The organism is Streptomyces sp. SID9727 (assembly GCF_010550605.1).
In the GTDB taxonomy this organism is placed as follows: Bacteria; Actinomycetota; Actinomycetes; order Streptomycetales; family Streptomycetaceae; genus Streptomyces.
The window spans coordinates 1-16,384 of the sequence record NZ_JAAGNI010000183.1 but is presented as its reverse complement, the minus strand read 5'-3'; the positions used below and the strand labels follow the sequence as shown (position 1 = coordinate 16,384).

General features: G+C 71.1%; 17 protein-coding genes and 1 pseudogene. 7 read left to right on the top strand and 11 right to left on the bottom strand.

Annotation, left to right across the window (positions count from 1 at the left end; all coding sequences use genetic code 11):
* Positions 1–59: 59 nt before the first annotated feature.
* From G3I41_RS12515 to G3I41_RS12500, 4 genes are all read right to left on the bottom strand, one after another.
* Entirely contained in the window at positions 60–1,361 is a 1,302-nt protein-coding gene (locus tag G3I41_RS12515; protein ID WP_164400282.1) for a hypothetical protein, read from the bottom strand.
* Positions 1,351–1,911, bottom strand: a complete 561-nt coding sequence (locus G3I41_RS12510; protein ID WP_164400281.1) for a DUF6114 domain-containing protein — start codon at positions 1,909–1,911, stop codon at positions 1,351–1,353. The genes G3I41_RS12515 and G3I41_RS12510 overlap by 11 nt, the downstream gene beginning before the upstream one ends.
* Positions 1,912–2,006: 95 nt before the next feature.
* Positions 2,007–2,678 carry a DUF6230 family protein gene (locus G3I41_RS12505; RefSeq protein WP_203600869.1) on the bottom strand — a complete coding sequence of 224 codons (672 nt, stop codon included), beginning with the start codon at positions 2,676–2,678 and terminating at the stop codon, positions 2,007–2,009.
* Between the two features lie 628 nt (positions 2,679–3,306).
* Positions 3,307–4,278 carry a tetratricopeptide repeat protein gene (locus tag G3I41_RS12500; RefSeq protein WP_164400280.1) on the bottom strand — a complete coding sequence of 324 codons (972 nt, stop codon included), beginning with the start codon at positions 4,276–4,278 and terminating at the stop codon, positions 3,307–3,309.
* Between the two features lie 318 nt (positions 4,279–4,596).
* Here G3I41_RS12500 and G3I41_RS12495 point away from each other — a divergent pair, with 318 nt between their 5' ends.
* Positions 4,597–5,256 (top strand): TetR/AcrR family transcriptional regulator, encoded by a 660-nt coding sequence (locus G3I41_RS12495; protein ID WP_164400279.1) that lies wholly within the window; start codon positions 4,597–4,599, stop codon positions 5,254–5,256.
* Here the strand turns inward: G3I41_RS12495 and G3I41_RS12490 are convergent.
* From G3I41_RS12490 to G3I41_RS12470, 5 genes are all read right to left on the bottom strand, one after another.
* On the bottom strand, positions 5,232–6,932 hold the full coding sequence (locus tag G3I41_RS12490; protein WP_164400278.1) for a methylmalonyl-CoA mutase family protein: 1,701 nt from the start codon (positions 6,930–6,932) through the stop codon (positions 5,232–5,234). The genes G3I41_RS12495 and G3I41_RS12490 overlap by 25 nt on opposite strands.
* Before the next feature lie 83 nt (positions 6,933–7,015).
* The gene (locus G3I41_RS12485; protein WP_164400277.1) at positions 7,016–7,351 is read right to left on the bottom strand and encodes a DUF3817 domain-containing protein; all 336 of its coding nucleotides are present in this window, start codon (positions 7,349–7,351) and stop codon (positions 7,016–7,018) included.
* Between the two features lie 65 nt (positions 7,352–7,416).
* Entirely contained in the window at positions 7,417–7,926 is a 510-nt protein-coding gene (locus tag G3I41_RS12480) for a MarR family transcriptional regulator (protein ID WP_026171455.1), read from the bottom strand.
* Positions 7,927–8,127: 201 nt separating this feature from the next.
* Entirely contained in the window at positions 8,128–8,421 is a 294-nt protein-coding gene (locus tag G3I41_RS12475; RefSeq protein ID WP_030351951.1) for an MTH1187 family thiamine-binding protein, read from the bottom strand.
* Positions 8,418–8,768, bottom strand: a complete 351-nt coding sequence (locus G3I41_RS12470; RefSeq protein WP_164400276.1) for a DUF3817 domain-containing protein — start codon at positions 8,766–8,768, stop codon at positions 8,418–8,420. Before G3I41_RS12470 ends, G3I41_RS12475 begins: the two co-directional genes overlap by 4 nt.
* Positions 8,769–9,024: 256 nt before the next feature.
* On the opposite strand from G3I41_RS12470, the gene G3I41_RS12465 reads away from it, so the two are divergent.
* The 4 genes from G3I41_RS12465 to G3I41_RS12450 all read left to right on the top strand — a co-directional run bounded on the left by G3I41_RS12465 (position 9,025) and on the right by G3I41_RS12450 (position 11,665).
* Positions 9,025–9,657 carry an AIM24 family protein gene (locus tag G3I41_RS12465; RefSeq protein WP_164400283.1) on the top strand — a complete coding sequence of 211 codons (633 nt, stop codon included), beginning with the start codon at positions 9,025–9,027 and terminating at the stop codon, positions 9,655–9,657.
* Positions 9,657–10,307, top strand: a complete 651-nt coding sequence (locus G3I41_RS12460) for an AIM24 family protein (protein WP_164400275.1) — start codon at positions 9,657–9,659, stop codon at positions 10,305–10,307. The genes G3I41_RS12465 and G3I41_RS12460 overlap by 1 nt, the downstream gene beginning before the upstream one ends.
* A complete protein-coding gene (locus G3I41_RS12455; RefSeq protein ID WP_164400274.1) occupies positions 10,304–11,068 on the top strand; it encodes an AIM24 family protein in 765 nt (254 codons plus the stop codon). Before G3I41_RS12460 ends, G3I41_RS12455 begins: the two co-directional genes overlap by 4 nt.
* Before the next feature lie 129 nt (positions 11,069–11,197).
* Positions 11,198–11,665: a MarR family transcriptional regulator gene (locus G3I41_RS12450; protein ID WP_164400273.1), complete on the top strand. Its 468-nt coding sequence runs from the start codon at positions 11,198–11,200 to the stop codon at positions 11,663–11,665.
* Between the two features lie 180 nt (positions 11,666–11,845).
* Here the strand turns inward: G3I41_RS12450 and meaB are convergent, their stop codons facing one another.
* Both meaB and G3I41_RS12440 read right to left on the bottom strand, forming a co-directional pair.
* Positions 11,846–12,805 (bottom strand): methylmalonyl Co-A mutase-associated GTPase MeaB, encoded by a 960-nt coding sequence (meaB, locus tag G3I41_RS12445; protein ID WP_164400272.1) that lies wholly within the window; start codon positions 12,803–12,805, stop codon positions 11,846–11,848.
* A 39-nt stretch (positions 12,806–12,844) separates the two neighbouring features.
* On the bottom strand, positions 12,845–14,047 hold the full coding sequence (locus tag G3I41_RS12440) for an acetyl-CoA C-acetyltransferase (RefSeq protein WP_164400271.1): 1,203 nt from the start codon (positions 14,045–14,047) through the stop codon (positions 12,845–12,847).
* 134 nt (positions 14,048–14,181) lie between these two features.
* Between G3I41_RS12440 and mce the strand changes: the two genes are divergently transcribed.
* Positions 14,182–14,610, top strand: coding sequence for a methylmalonyl-CoA epimerase (mce, locus tag G3I41_RS12435; RefSeq protein ID WP_164400270.1), 429 nt, complete (start codon positions 14,182–14,184; stop codon positions 14,608–14,610).
* Between the two features lie 132 nt (positions 14,611–14,742).
* A pseudogene (locus G3I41_RS12430) lies at positions 14,743–16,384 on the top strand (hypothetical protein); the annotation flags it as partial.

Below are 16,384 nucleotides of genomic sequence, written 5' to 3'. Positions count from 1 at the left end.
GGCGACGGGCCGCACCCCCAGGGGTGCGGCCCGTCGCCGTCGTGCGGAGGACTCCGGCGTCAGGCGCCGCCCCCGGTGAAGTAGTTGTGCAGTCCCGGGACCGTCAGCGTGCCGCCGAACTGGCCGGCCTGGGTGACCTTCACCTTGGTGAAGAAGGCGAACGGAACGTTCAGCGGGGGCGGGGTCTCCGGGCTGAAGGTGATCGGGATGAGGCCGAAGAGGTTGCCCTTCAGCTCTTCCGTGTACATCGTCACCGTGCCGTTGCGGATCGTGGAGGTGGAGCCCTTCCGCGCCTGCACATGGCCCGTGACGCCCGGCATCGGGCCGGTCGTCAGCTGGTGCAGGTCCTTGATGTCGATCGAGGACGCGGTGAACTTCAGCACCTTCTTGGTCGTGTTGCCCGCCCGTACCTCCACGATGCCCTTGTAGTCGAGCCCGTTCAGGGTGAGCAGCGAGCTCTCCAGGATCCACGGGTCGGTGGGCAGGTTCGGGATGCCCGGCTCCAGCTTCGCGTTGGCCAGGGCCTCCGGGTCCGCGGTGGGGCACGGGAACGGCTCCTTGGCGCCGTCCGGGATGTCCTCGTCCTTCTTGGCGTCGGTGCCCTTGACGTCGTCGTCCAGCTCCTCGACCGTCCGGCCCGCCTTGCCGGCCGCCTCGCGGATGGCCGCGGAGGTCTTGTCGGCGGTGTCCTTCACGGTGTCCTTCGCCGCGTCGGTGGCCTTGTCCGCGGTCTCGTCCTTCGCGTCCTCGGTGGCGGACGCGGTCGGCTTCGGGGACGCCGTGGTGGGGCTCGGGGACGGGCTCGCCGTCTCCTTCTTGTCGTCCGGGCCATCGAAGAGGTCCTTGAGCGCGTCGCCGAGGCCCAGCGGGTCGAGCGGGTTCGTCGTCTTCGTGGGCGACGGCGTGGCGGCCGGGGTCTCGGCCGGGGCGGCGTCGGTGCTCTTCTTCGCGGTCTCGGTGCTCTTCGCGGTCTCGTCCGCAGAGCCCGTGGCCGTGGGCTTCGGGGTCGCCTCGCCGGTCGTCCCCGGCGTCGGCTTCGCGCTCTCGCTCGTGGAGGGGGACGGCGTCTTCGACGCGGAGGGCGTCGGGTCCGCCGACTCGCTCGGCTCGTCGGAGCGCGTGACGCAGGGGCCGGGCGCGAAGGGGATGTCCGTGGTGTCGTCGGCCATCGCCAGCCGGGGCGTGAGGCCCATCCCGACGAAGACCGCCGTCGGCATCGCGGCGAGCGCGAACGCCTTCTTGCCCGCCGGCATGTGGAGCTTCGTCAGCAGCGACTTCCTGGGGGCGGCGTGGCGGGGGCCCCTGCGTTCCCGGGTCCCGGCCACGTCCGCGCCGTTCACCTGCTCGTCGTCACCCCGCACGGTGCCTCCCGCCCTCGACCGTGGTGTCGTACGGGGCCTGCTGCTCGGGAACACCGGCCCCGTGGAACGCGCCCTCGGGGAGCGGCTCGTCCTTCGCGAACGAAACGGTCTCCGGAGCCTCCTCGGCGGGAGCGGGCTCCGCCTCCGCCGCGGGTACGCCCGGGGCCCACGACACGGAGAGCGCGCCGCCGAGCAGGGCGAAGATGAAGCCGATGAGGAAGCCGCCGATGTTGGCGACGGGTATGGAGATGAGGGCCAGCAGAATCGCCGCGACACCGGCGAACACGCGGACGATGCTGTGGAACCACATCGTCAGGCCCAGCGTGACGAGCAGGACACCGATGATCAGCGAACCCGCGCCGGCCGTGGTGGACATCGCCAGCGTCACGTTGCCGAGGTGCATGTTCGCGTACGGGAAGTACATGATGGGCACGCCGCCCAGCATGGTGAACAGTCCGGCCCAGAACGGCCGGTCACCCCGCCAGGTGCGGAAGCCTCGCCGGGCGACGGAGAGGTAGTGCTCGTTCTGCCCTTGGGATTCGGGGCTCATGGAAAACAGCTCCCTGGGAACCGGTACCGCTGTGAGAAAGAGAAGGGTGGGCGGGCGGGGGCCCGTGGTGGGCCCCCGCCGCCCGGGCTAGTGCCCTAGTAGCACTCGTCGACGCCCTTGGACAGCGACAGGTGCAGACCCGGCAGCTTGAACGTTCCTGCCGTGGTGGCCCACGCCCTCTGCTTGACGTTCTTCAGGTTGGCGTGCTCGGCGCGCTGCGCGAACCCGTTCCGGTTGACGTACTTGTCGGCGTTGGGCTGGATGCCCGGGTTCTGCAGCTGGCCCGCGCCCACACCGATGTCGATGTTGCGGAACTCGGCGTCGGCGTCGAGATCCGAGACGTCGAGGTAGAGGCCGGTCGCGTGGACCAGCTTCTCCTCGCGCTCGTCACCCGTGGCCTTCCCCGGGTCGCCCGCCTTGAGCTTCAGCGTGATGCTGCCCAGCCCGAACGGCAGGTTGGGCGTGACGACCGACTGGCACATATTGGTGATCTTGGCGCTGCTGAACCCGGAGACGGCAACGGCGTGCGCCTTGCCCTCCTTCGTGGCTACGGCGCCGTCCTCGGTCGCGATGCTCCCGTACTGGACGAAGTTCTTACCATCCAGCTCGTCGGCCGTGACCTTGAACTCCTGGCCCGACACGCTGAAGGACGCGGCGAGCGCGCCCTGGGCCAGACCGACGCCGACGGCGGCGGTGGCTATGACGCTCGGCACCATGACGACAGCGAAACGCTTCCATCTCGTGCCACCGCGAACCTGGGAACTCATACTTTTCCTCCTTCTCGGACGTACATCTCCGGTCAGGCATCCTGCCCGACCTGGGATGGGAGAAGTGCTACGTCCTCGGAAAGGAGAGCGCCCGGATACGGAGGCTGTACCGCGTCCGCATCACCGGCGATCACCCCCGAGCGACAACCACTGGCCACGCGTACGCGCGACCTGATCGGACAGGCCCTGCCGGCCGGCAGGAACCCCCCTGTCCGGAGCCGGCGCCCACTGCCGCCGACCCGCCCGGTGGGGACCCAAAGGAGCCGCCGCTCCCGGCTGGCAGCCGGACTGGCGTTATTGGACCGAGCGTGGCCGATCGTGGTCCATTCCCGGCCGGGACACAAGGGGGTTCGTTACTCGCTGGTAACGCCCTCATAACCGGGCCACGACCTGCTGGCACCAAGCGGCCACACAGGGTTGCCCCGGACCAACGGACGAAAAGGAGGAAGGGTAAGCGAAACGGGACAGATCGCGAAGATCGATTTACTGCGAGTAACAGGCCGTACTTCTGTCAAGATTTGGTAAAGCAGGGCCCACTCTTATCGCCCGGTCGCGAAAACGGCCGCGGCGCCAGGAGGGCGCCGCGGCCGTGTTGTCAGTTCAGAACAATCGGATCGGACAGACCGGATCAGAACAGGACGCGCGCGAGCGCGGTGCGCGCCGCACCGACCCTCGGGTCCTCCGGGCCGATCACCTCGAAGAGGTCGAGCAGCCGCAGGCGCACCCGGTCGCGGTCCTCGCCGAACGTCCGGCGCACGGTCTCGACCAGACGTCCGAAGGCGTCCTCCACATGGCCGCCGACGAGGTCGAGGTCGGCCGCCGCCATCTGCGCGTCCGCGTCGGCCGGCTTCTCCGCCGCCTCCGTGCGCACCTTCTGCGGGTCCGTCGCCTGCACCCGGCCCAGCAGCTCGGCCTGGGCGAGGCCCAGCTTCGCCTCGGTGTTGGCCGGGTCGTCGGCCAGCACGTTCTTGTACGCCTGCACGGCGCCCGCGAAGTCATTGGCGTCGAGCGCCCGCGCGGCCGCCTCCAGGAGCGAGTCGTACGGGCCGGGCGGAACCGGGGCCGCCGCCTGCGGCTCACCGGCCGCCGACGGGTCGACCGCGATACCGGTCAGGCCGAAGCGCTCCTCGCCGACCTGGATCAGCTGGTCCAGGGTCTGCCGGATCTGGGCCTCGGGAGCCGCGCCCTGGAAGAGCGGCAGCGCCTGTCCGGCGACGACCGCGAAGACCGCGGGGATGCCCTGGATGCCGAACTGCTGCATCAGCATCTGGTTGGCGTCGACATCGACCTTGGCCAGCAGGAAGCGGCCGTTGTACTCATGGGCCAGGCGCTCCAGGAGCGGGCCCAGCTGCTTGCACGGCTCGCACCACTCGGCCCAGAAGTCGATGACGACGGGCACTTCGGCGGAGCGCTGGAGGACGTCGTTCTCGAAGCCCGCCTCGTTGACGTCGATCACGAGGGAGGACGCGGGGACGGCCGCGGGGCCGCCCTGACGCGCGGACTCGGCGCGCGCCTGCTCCGCCTTCGCCTTGGCCTCTCCGGCCGCCTTCACCGCGGCGAGGTCGACGACGCCGCTCATGGACATGTTTCTGGGCTGCATGCGTACATCCTCCCCCTTCGGTGCGCGGTTCCGGAAAGCGATACGGAAACCGCGCCCGCCCGCACCCCTCGCCGGCATGCGAGGCGGACGGACAGACACGGTTCGAGGGCCCCTGAAAGACCCGGTTCGGCACCCGGTCCCCACCCGGCGCCTGTGGCTGTCGTTCGTTCGTGGCGCCCACGACGGTCCGGACCGTCGCCTTACGCTACGACCCGTAGCGTAACTGGCCACGCCCCCTCACGCACAAGAGTGTCCGGTGATCTGTCTCACGGCTTCCGAGGCCGGTCGGATTTACCTACTGACGGGTATGGTCGCCGCATGCTCAGCCGCAGTCACCCCAAACCCGCACGATCGGGACGCCCGCGCAGCGCCGAGGCCGACGAGGCGATCCTGGAGGCGACCAGAGCCTCGCTCGTGGACCTCGGCTGGTCGAAGCTGACCATGGGGGACGTGGCGACGCGGGCCGGGGTGGCCAAGACGACCCTGTACCGGCGCTGGGCGGGCAAGAACGAGCTGGTCGTGGACGCGGTCGCGGTCCTCTTCGACGAGCTGGAGATGCCGGACCTGGGCAGCCTGGCCGCCGACGTGGAGGCGGTCGTGCTCCAGTTCGCGGCGCTGCTCGACCGGCCGGAGACCCGGACCGCGCTGATGGCGGTGGTCGCCGAGTCGACGCGGGACGAGGCGCTGCGGGCCCGGATCCGCGACTCGATCGTCAACCGGCAGAAGCGGCTCGTGCTCCAGGGGCGGCGGCGGGCGCAGGAGCGCGGCGAGCTGCCCGTGGAGCCGGACGAGGCCACGGCGGACCTGACGGCGGACCTGATCTTCGACGTGATCGCCGGCGCGGTGGTGCACCGGACGCTGGTGAGCGCCGAGCCCGTCGATGCCGACTGGGCCCGGCGCTTCACCCTGCTGCTGCTGGCGGGGCTGGGCGCCGCCGCCGGACAGCCGGTGCGTCAGAAGCCCGCGGGCTCCGTGTAGACGCCCCACTCGTCGCGCAGGACGCCGCAGATCTCGCCGAGGGTCGCCTCCGCGCGGACCGCGTCGAGCATCGGCGCGATCATGTTGGAGCCGTCGCGGGCGGCGGCCAGCATCGCGTCCAGGGCGCTCCTGACCCGGGCGTCGTCGCGGGCCTCCTTGCGGTCGGCCAGGACGCGGACCTGCTCGCGCTCGACCTCGTGGCTGACGCGCAGGATCTCCAGGTCGCCGGTGACCGAGCCGTGCGCCACGTTGACGCCGACGACCCTCTTCTCGCCCTTCTCCAGGGCCTGCTGGTAGCGGAACGCGGACTCCGCGATCTCGCCGGTGAACCAGCCGTCCTCGATGCCGCGCAGGATGCCGGAGGTGATCGGGCCGACCGGGTGCTGCCCGTCGGGATGGGCGCGGGTGCCGCGCTCCTTGATCTGCTCGAAGATCTTCTCGGCGTCGGCCTCGATGCGGTCGGTGAGCTGCTCCACGTACCAGGAACCGCCCAGCGGGTCGGCCACGTTGGCGACGCCGGTCTCCTCCATCAGCACCTGCTGGGTGCGCAGCGCGATCTCGGCGGCCTGCTCGGAGGGGAGCGCCAGCGTCTCGTCGAGGGCGTTGGTGTGCAGCGAGTTGGTGCCGCCGAGGACGGCGGACAGGGCCTCCACGGCGGTGCGTACGACGTTGTTGTACGGCTGCTGCGCGGTGAGGGAGACCCCGGCGGTCTGGGTGTGGAAGCGCAGCCACTGCGCCTTGTCGGTCTTCGCGCCGTACGTCTCCTTCATCCAGCGGGCCCAGATGCGGCGGGCGGCGCGGAACTTCGCGATCTCCTCGAAGAAGTCGAGGTGCGCGTCGAAGAAGAAGGACAGGCCGGGCGCGAAGGTGTCGACGTCGAGCCCGCGCGAGAGGCCGAGCTCCACGTAGCCGAAGCCGTCGGCGAGGGTGTAGGCCAGCTCCTGCGCGGCCGTCGCCCCGGCCTCGCGGATGTGGTAGCCGGAGACGGAGAGCGGCTTGTACGCGGGGATGGAGCTCGCGCAGTGCTCCATCAGGTCGCCGATGAGGCGCAGATGGGGCTCGGGCTGGAACAGCCACTCCTTCTGCGCGATGTACTCCTTGAAGATGTCCGTCTGGAGCGTGCCGTTGAGGACGGCCGGGTCGACGCCCTGGCGCTCCGCGGCGACCAGGTACATGCAGAAGACCGGGACGGCCGGGCCGCTGATCGTCATCGACGTCGTCACGTCACCGAGCGGGATGTCCTTGAACAGGACCTCCATGTCGGCGGCGGAGTCGATGGCGACACCGCAGTGGCCGACCTCGCCGAGGGCGCGCGGGTCGTCGGAGTCGCGGCCCATCAGGGTCGGCATGTCGAAGGCCACGCTGAGCCCGCCGCCGCCGGCGGCCAGGATCATCTTGTAGCGCTCGTTCGTCTGCTCGGCGTTGCCGAAGCCGGCGAACTGGCGGATGGTCCAGGTGCGGCCCCGGTAGCCGGTCGGGTGGAGCCCCCGGGTGAAGGGGTACTCGCCGGGCCAGCCGATCCGCTCGAAGCCCTCGTACGCGTCCCCGGGGCGGGGGCCGTAGACCGGCTCCACCGGGTCCCCGGACAGCGTGGTGAAGTCCGCGTCACGCTTGCGGGCCTTGTCGTAACGGGCCTGCCAGCGGCGGCGGCCTTCCTCGATCGCGTCAGCGTCCATGCCCCCCAATTTACTAGGACGTCCTAGTAAATGTCGATGACAAACCGCCCGGCGCTTCGCGCGGGGCGGTTCGGAGGGTCCGCTCAGGCGTTGGCGGGGGCCGCCGGTGCCGAGCCGGCGAGCAGCGGCTCGACCTCGCGGGCGACCTTGCGCTCCACGAAGAACGCGGCCGTCGGGATCGTGCCCGCGATCAGCACCCAGAGCAGCTTGCCCATCGGCCACTTCGCCTTGGAGCCCAGGTCGAAGGCGAAGATCAGGTAGATGATGTACAGCACGCCGTGGATCTGGGAGACGACGAGCGTCAGGCCCTCACCCTTGTCGAAACCGTATTTGAAGATCATGCACACGCAGAGGATCAGCAACATGACGGCGGTGACGTAAGCCATCACCCGGTATCGGGTCAGCACACTGCGTTTCATGCCATCGAGCGTAACCGGACGTCCGGGGCGATCTTGCAGCGGGCCGGGCACCGGAACCGCGCCTCTCAGATCTCCTCGAAGTCCTGCGCGGCGATGCGCAGCGGCCGCAGCAGAGCGAAGATCTCGGCGCACTCCTCGGCGTCGTACACCCCGAGTCCGAACTCCATCGCGACCAGGTCCCGGGTGGCCGACTCCACGACCTCGCGGCCCTTGTCCGTGATCGAGGCCAGCGTGCCCCGCCCGTCGTTGGGGTTCGGGCGCTTGTCCACCAGGCCGGAGCGCACCAGCCGGTCCACCGTGTTCGTCACGGACGTCGGGTGGACCATCAGCCGCTCGCCGATCTTGGACATCGGCAGCTCGCCCGCCTTCGAGAAGGTGAGCAGCACCAGCGCCTCGTACCGCGCGAAGGTCAGTCCGTACGGCTTGACCACGGCGTCGACCTCGGCGAGCAGGATCTGCTGCGCCCGCATGATCGAGGTGATCGCTCCCATGGACGGTACCGGGCCCCAGCGCTGCTGCCAGAGCTCGTCGGCGCGGGCGATGGGATCGAAGGGAAGACTGAGCGGCTTCGGCACGGCCACGACCTTACCCATGGGGAACTTCGCGGTCCTCCCCGTCTCGCACTTCGGTCCGGCCCCCGCCCCCGGGTGCGGTCCGCCATGGCCACCGGGCGCCGTACGAGCGGACGCCGCCGGGGATCGCGCGCGGTGCCGGAACGAGGAGAGCCCCCGCCGGCCGGTCCGGGGCGGGGGCTCCGTGTACGTGCGTACGGGGGGTCAGCCGGCGAGGTACCGCTCGACGGTCTCCACCTTGGAGGTGAGCCCGTCGGTGACCCCGGGGCGGATGTCCGCCTTCAGGACCAGGGAGACCCGCCCGGCCCGCGCCTCGACGGCGGCCACGGCACGCTTCACCACGTCCATGACTTCGTCCCACTCCCCCTCGACGGAGGTGAACATCGCGTCCGTGCGGTTCGGCAGCCCCGACTCGCGGACGACCCGGACGGCGTCGGCGACGTACTCGCCGACGTCCTCGCCGACCCCGAGCGGGCTGACGGAGAAGGCGACGATCATGCGCTGACCGTGCCTTCGCGGCGGGCCCGCGCGGCGATGACGCTGTCCGCCTCGTAGCGCTTGAGCACCTTGTCGCCGTACAGACCGCCGAACGGCAGCACGCACAGCAGGAAGAAGAACGCGACGCGCTTCAGCGGCCACTTGGTCTTCGCCCACACGTCGAGCAGCAGGACGACGTAGATCACGAAGAGCACGCCGTGCAGCATGCCCAGGGGCATCATCAGGTAGTCGATGTCGGAGACCCGGCTCAGCACCGAGCCGAAGAGGATGAGCGCCGGGAAGGACAGCGCCTCGGGAATCGAGATGAGGCGCAGCCGGTGCAGGGCGGTGGCGGTCTTGATGTCCACGGGGGCACCTTCGGTGGGAGGGTCGTGACAGCTTGTGAACGCACGCACAAGCGGCACCCATTGTGACATCGCGGCGCGGCCCGCCCGGCAGGGGGTCCGGCGGGGAGCGGTCCGCGCCCGCGGGTTCCGTACGGACTACGTCCCGATCGCGTCCGCGTCCCGTACCGGATGCGTATCAGGAGCGGTCACGGGCGCCCGGGGGCGCGACTGCCCCTGTTCCGGCGGCGGTGGCTGCGGCTATTTTCGGCGGGTGGCAATGTTCCGGCTCCAGGGAAGCAAGACGCTCGCCGTCGATCTGGCAGGCGATGCCGTCAAGGCGAAGAACGGCTCGATGGTCGCGTACGAGGGCCAGATGACGTTCAAGAAGATGACGGGCGGCGGTGAGGGGCTGCGCGGGATGGTGACCCGCAGGCTGACCGGTGAGTCGATGGCCGTGATGCAGGTCTCCGGGCAGGGCACCTGCTACTTCGCGGACCGGGCGAGCGAGATCAACCTCGTCTCGCTGCACGGCGACAAGCTGTACGTCGAGGCGAGCAACCTGCTCTGCACCGACGCGGGGCTGCGCACCGGCACCACGTTCACCGGGCTGCGCGGCGGGGCGACGGGCAACGGCCTGTTCACCACCACCGTGGAGGGGACCGGCCAGGCGGCGATCATGTCGGACGGCACGGCCGTGGTGCTGCGGGTCTCCCCCCAGTACCCGCTGTTCGTGGACCCGGGCGCGTACATCGCCCACCAGGGCAGCCTCCAGCAGCACTTCCAGTCCGGGGTGAACTTCCGGACGCTGATCGGCGAGGGCTCCGGCGAGTCCTTCCAGATCCGTTTCGAGGGCGACGGCCTCGTCTACGTGCAGCCCAGCGAGCGGAACACGATCGGGGGGAACGTCTGATGCCGTTCCGTGAGATCAACGCGAAGATGGTCGAGGCGACGGTGGTCCCCGGCCAGAAGATGTTCAGCCAGCGCGGGGCGATGCTCGCGTACCGGGGTGAGGTGGCGTTCACGCCGAACGTCCAGGGCGGCCAGGGCGGCGTGATGTCGATGATCGGCCGCCGGCTGGCGAACGAGGCGACCCCGCTGATGACGGTCGAGGGCAACGGCACGGTGATGTTCGGCCACGGCGGCCACCACATCCACGTGATCAACCTCTCCGGGGACACCCTCTACGTGGAGGCGGACCGGCTGCTCGCCTTCGACGGGACGCTCCGGCAGGGCACGATGTTCATGGGCTCGCAGGGCGGCGTGATGGGCATGGTGCGCGGCCAGGTGACCGGGCAGGGCCTGTTCACCACGACGCTCCAGGGGCACGGCGCGGTGGCCGTGATGGCGCACGGCGGGGTGATCGAGCTGCCGATCACCCCGGGGCGCGCCGTGCACGTCGACCCCCAGGCGTACGTCGCCCACCACGGCGACGTGCGCAACAAGCTCTCCACCGCGCTCGGCTGGCGCGAGATGGTGGGACGCGGCTCGGGCGAGGGCTTCCAACTGGAGCTGAGCGGCAGTGGTGCGGTGTACGTCCAGGCGTCGGAGGAGAAGCTGTGAACGGGCCCGTGGTCTTCGACCCGATGACGCTGCCGGCGGACGACAACGTCAACGCGTACACCTTCTGCGTGGAGCTCAAGGGGAGCCAGTGGTTCCTCCAGAAGGGCAAGATGATCGCCTACTACGGGCAGATCAACTTCGACGGCATCGGGCACGGCCGCTTCGAGCGGCTGGTCCGGTCGAGCTTCCACTCACCGCTGCACGCGAGCGACTGGGTGGTGGCCGAGGGCAGCGGCAAGATGCTGCTCGCCGACCGGGCGTTCGACGTGAACTCCTTCGACCTGGACGACGGGAACCTGACGATCCGGTCCGGCAACCTGCTCGCGTACCAGCCGTCGCTGGCGCTGAAGCAGTCGATCGTGCCCGGCTTCCTGACGCTGATCGGCACGGGCAAGTTCGTCGCCGCGTCCAACGGCCCGGTGGTCTTCATGGAGCCCCCGCTGCGCGTCGACCCGCAGGCGCTGGTGGGCTGGGCGGACTGCCCTTCCCCCTGCCACCACTACGACCACGGCTACATGACCGGCCTGCTGGGCGGGCTGCGCGGGCTGACGGGGATCGGCGGCGCCTCGGGCGAGGAGCACCAGTTCGAGTTCGTCGGCGCCGGTACGGTGCTGCTCCAGTCCTCCGAGGCGCTGATGGCCGAACAGCCGTCGGGGGCGGTGCCGCAGCAGGCGGGGGTGCCGGGCGGCGGCGCCGGGCCGGGCCAGACGCCCAGGGCGCCGGGTCAGCTGGGGGACCTCCAGCGTCGCTTCGGTTTGTGAGCGGTAGTCTGCGGAGTGTGACGTCGAACGTCTGCGCCCCGGCGCGGTCCGCCCGCGCGGACGGTGCGGTGCCGGGTGTCACACCCTCACACTTCGTCCGGCTTTCAACTTCTTAGGTAGAATCCATACATGGAGACCGAGACGGCCACCCGCTGGCTGAACGATGCAGAGCAGTGCACCTGGCGCACCCACCTGGACGTCAGCAGGCTGCTGACCCACCAGCTGGAGAAGGACCTCCAGCCGTTCGGGCTGACCATGAACGACTACGAGATCCTGGTCAACCTCTCGGAGTCCGAGGACCGGCGGATGCGGATGAGCGACCTCGCGGGCGCGACCCTGCAGTCCAAGAGCCGGCTCTCGCACCAGATCACGCGCATGGAGAGCGCGGGTCTCGTCCGCCGGGAGAACTGCGAGTCGGACCGGCGCGGGCTGTACGCGGTACTGACGGAGGACGGCGCGGAGACGATGCGGCGGGTGGCGCCGCATCACGTGGCGTCCGTGCGGCGGCACTTCGTGGATCTGCTCTCCACGGAGGCGCTGGCGGAGCTGCGGGCGGCGTTGACGCCGGTGGCGGAGCATCTGCGGGGGCAGCGGTAGGGATGCGGCGGGGGCGGTGCGGGCGCGTCGCGCCTGCGGCGGGCCTGTTCCCCGCGCCCCTTCCCTGAACCGGGGCGCTGCCCCGGACCCCGCTGCTCAAGCGCCGCAGGGGCTGGTATTCGGGGCTGCGCCCCGCAGCGGTGCGGGCGCGGCCCGCACGCCGCGCCCCGGGAGGGACCGTCAGCCCTCGCCCGTCAGCCCCGCCACCAGTTCGTCCGCCGCCGCGTACGGGTCGAGGCGGCCGGCCACGATGCGTTCGGCGAGGGCGCCCAGGCGGCGGTCGCCGTGCAGGGAGCCGATGCGTTCGCGGAGGCGGGTGACCGCGATGGCCTCGACCTCGCGGGCGGCGCGGGCCGCCCTCCGTTCGCCGAGGACCCCGCGCTCCTCCATCCACGCCCGGTGCTTCTCCAGGGCCTCGACCACCTCGTCGACGCCCTCGCCCCGGGCGGCGACCGTCTTCACGATCGGCGGCCGCCAGTCGCCGGGGCCCCGGGACTCCCCGAGGCCCAGCATGTGGTTGAGCTCGCGGGCGGTGGCGTCGGCGCCGTCCCGGTCCGCCTTGTTCACGACGTAGACGTCGCCGATCTCCAGGATCCCCGCCTTCGCGGCCTGGATGCCGTCCCCCATGCCGGGGGCGAGGAGGACGACCGAGGTGTCGGCCTGCGAGGCGATCTCCACCTCGGACTGGCCGACACCCACCGTCTCCACCAGGATCACGTCGAAGCCCGACGCGTCGAGCACCCGGATCGCCTGCGGGGCCGCCCAGGCAAGGCCGCCGAGGTGGCCCCGGGTCGCCATGGAGCGGATGTAGACGCCCGGGTCGGACGCGTGGTCCGACATCCTGACCCGGTCGCCGAGCAGCGCCCCGCCGGAGAACGGCGAGGACGGGTCGACGGCGAGCACCGCGACCCGCTTGCCCTGCTTCCGGTACGCGGAGACGAGCGCCGACGTCGACGTGGACTTGCCGACGCCGGGCGAGCCGGTCAGGCCGACCACGTACGCGCTGCCCGCCAGCGGCGCCAGGGCCGCCATCACCTCGCGCAGCTGCGGCGAGGCACCCTCCACCAGGGAGATGAGCCGGGCCACCGCCCGCGGTCCGCCCGCGCGGGCCTGCTCCACCAGGGTGGGGACGTCCACCATCACCGCTCCGTTCCGCTCAGCGCGTCTTCTCGTACCGCGTTACTTGCCCGGGACGCGCAGGATCAGCGCGTCGCCCTGACCGCCGCCGCCGCACAGGGCCGCCGCGCCGGTGCCGCCGCCGCGCCGCTTGAGCTCCAGCGCCAGGTGCAGCACCACGCGGGCGCCGGACATGCCGATGGGGTGGCCGAGCGCGATGGCGCCGCCGTTGACGTTGACCTTGTCCGAGGTGACGCCGAGGTCCTTCATGGACTGGACGGCGACGGCCGCGAACGCCTCGTTGATCTCGATGAGGTCCAGGTCCTCGACGCCGATGCCCTCCTTCTTCAGGGCGTGCCGGATGGCGTTGGACGGCTGCGACTGGAGCGAGTTGTCCGGGCCCGCCACATTGCCGTGGGCGCCGATCTCGGCGATCCACTCCAGGCCCAGCTCCTCGGCCTTGGCCTTGCTCATGACGACGACCGCGGCGGCGCCGTCGGAGATCTGCGAGGAGGTGCCCGCGGTGATCGTGCCGTCCTTGGCGAAGGCCGGGCGCAGCTTGCCCAGGGACTCGACGGTGGTCTCGGGGCGGATGCCCTCGTCCTTGGCGAAGAGGACCGGGTCGCCCTTGCGCTGCGGGATCTCGACCGGGGTGATCTCGGCCTCGAACAGGCCGTTCTTCTGGGCGGCGGCGGCGCGCTGGTGGGACTGGGCGCCGATCTCGTCCTGGGCGGCGCGGTCGAGGCCGAGGCGGGTGTTGTGCTTCTCGGTGGACTCACCCATCGGGATGTTCTCGTAGGCGTCGGTCAGACCGTCGTACGCCATGGAGTCCAGCATCTCGATCGCGCCGTACTTGTGGCCCTCGCGGGACTTCGGGAGCAGGTGCGGGGCGTTCGTCATGGACTCCTGGCCGCCGGCCACGACGACGTCGAACTCACCGGCGCGGATGAGCTGGTCGGCCAGGGCGATGGCGTCGAGCCCGGAGAGGCACACCTTGTTGACGGTGAGCGCGGGGACGTTCATCGGGATGCCGGCCTTGACCGCGGCCTGGCGGGCGGGGATCTGGCCCGCGCCGGCCTGGAGCACCTGGCCCATGATCACGTACTCGACCTGGTCGCCGCCGATGCCGGCCCGGTCCAGCGCCGCCTTGATGGCGAAGCCGCCGAGGTCGGCCGCCGAGAAGCTCTTCAGGGAGCCGAGGAGCCGGCCCATGGGCGTCCGGGCGCCCGCGACGATCACGGAGGTGGTACCGGTCGTTCCTGACATGAGGCACAGCCCCTTGGGTTGGATGTGAACGAGGGTTTACTTGAATGTACTGAGCGGTACCGCCCGCGTCATCCGGCAGCGGGTGTGATCGCGCGCACGTTGCGTAACCATCCGGAGCGCGCTGCACTGGTCCCATGCTGACGCGAATCGACCACATCGGAATCGCCTGTACCGACCTCGACGCGACCGTCGAGTTCTACCGCTCGACCTACGGGTTCGAGGTCTTCCACACCGAGGTCAACGAGGAGCAGGGCGTCCGCGAGGCCATGCTCAAGATCAACGATACGTCCGACGGCGGCGCCTCGTACCTCCAGCTGCTCGAGCCCGTCCGGGAGGACTCCGCCGTGGGCAAATGGCTGGCCAAGAACGGGGAGGGCGTGCACCACATCGCGTTCGGCACCGCCGACGTGGACGGGGACGCCGCGGACATCCGCGAGAAGGGGGTCAGGGTGCTGTACGACGAGCCCAGGACGGGTTCGATGGGGTCCAGGATCACCTTCCTCCACCCCAAGGACTGCCACGGCGTCCTCACCGAACTGGTCACGGCGAAGAAGGAGCACTGACCCCAGCCATACCCGCCCGGTAGAGTGGGCTCTTCCGGGCCGGGGCCGGGTCGGGGGCGCGCCGCGTCCCCAGCCGTTGATCTGTCACCATTCCCCGAACGTTGAGAGCTCGGGGAAGGATGGGACCGCGCAGTGCGGGGCTACGAACGCCAGGAGAGCCACCGAGCTGAAGAGGACCATCTCTCACGGTTCGAGGCCGAGATGGACCGGCTCAGGACCGACCGGGAGAAGGCCGTCCAGCACGCCGAGGACCTCGGCTACCAGGTCGAAGTCCTGCGGGCCAAGCTGCACGAGGCACGGCGCAGTCTGGCGATGCGTCCCGCCTACGACAGCGCGGACATCGGCTACCAGGCGGAGCAGCTGCTCCGGAACGCCCAGATCCAGGCCGAGCAGCTGCGCAGCGACGCCGAGCGCGAGCTGCGCGACGCCCGCGCCCAGACGCAGCGCATCCTCCAGGAGCACGCCGAGCACCAGGCCCGCCTCCAGGCCGAGCTGCACAACGAGGCGGTGCAGCGCCGCCAGCAGCTCGACCAGGAGCTGGCGGAGCGCCGCCAGACCGTCGAGTCCCACGTCAACGAGAACGTCGCCTGGGCCGAGCAGCTGCGGGCCCGTACGGAGTCGCAGGCCCGCCGCCTGATGGAGGAGTCCCGGGCCGAGGCCGAGCAGGCGCTCGCCGCCGCCCGGGCCGAGGCCGCCCGGCTGGCCGAGGAGACGCGTCAGCGCATCGGCTCCGAGGCGGAGTCCGCCCGGACCGAGGCGGAGTCGATCCTGTCGCGCGCCCGCAAGGACGCGGAGCGGATGCTCGCCGCCGCGGCCGGCCAGGCCCAGGAGGCCACCAGCCACGCGGAGCAGCTGCGGCTGACGACGACCGCGGAGACCGAGCAGACCCGGCAGCGGACGACCGAGCTGAACCGGGCCGCCGAGCAGCGCATGCAGGAGGCCGAGACCGGGCTGCGCGAGGCGCGTCTGGAGGCCGAGAAGGTCCTCGCCGAGGCCAAGGAGGCCGCGGTCAAGCGGCTGGCGTCCGCCGAGTCGCAGAACGAGCAGCGCACCCGGACCGCCAAGACGGAGATCGCCCGGCTGGTCGGCGAGGCGACCAAGGAGTCCGAGGCCCTCAAGGCGGAGGCCGAGCAGGCGCTCGCGGACGCCCGTACCGAGGCCGAGCGGCTGCGTGCCGAGGCGGCCGAGGCCGCGCGCACCGCCGCCGCCGAGGACGCGGCGGCCCAGCTCGCGAAGGCGGCCCGGTCCGCCGAGGAGATCCTGACCAAGGCGTCCGAGGACGCGAAGGCGGCCACCCGGGCGGCGGGCGAGGAGGCCGAGCGCATCCGCCGCGAGGCCGAGGCCGAGGCGGACCGGCTGCGCGGCGAGGCGGCCGAGCAGGCCGACCAGCTCAAGGGCGCGGCCAAGGACGACACGAAGGAGTACCGGGCCAAGACGGTCGAGCTCCAGGAGGAGGCGCGCCGGCTGCGCGGCGAGGCCGAGCAGCTGCGGGCCGAGGCGGTCGCGGAGGGCGAGCGGATCCGGGGCGAGGCCCGCCGCGAGGCCCTCCAGCAGATCGAGGAGGGCGCGAAGACCGCCGAGGAGCTGCTCGCGAAGGCCAAGGCCGACGCGGAGGAGCTGCGCGGCACCGCGACCGCCGAGGGCGAGCGGGTCCGGACCGAGGCCACGGAGCGGGCCGCCGTGCTGCGCAAGCAGGCGGAGGAGGCGCTCGACCGGGCCCGTGCCGAGGCGGAGCAGCTGCGCACGGAGGCCGAGGAGCAGGCCGAGGCGGCGC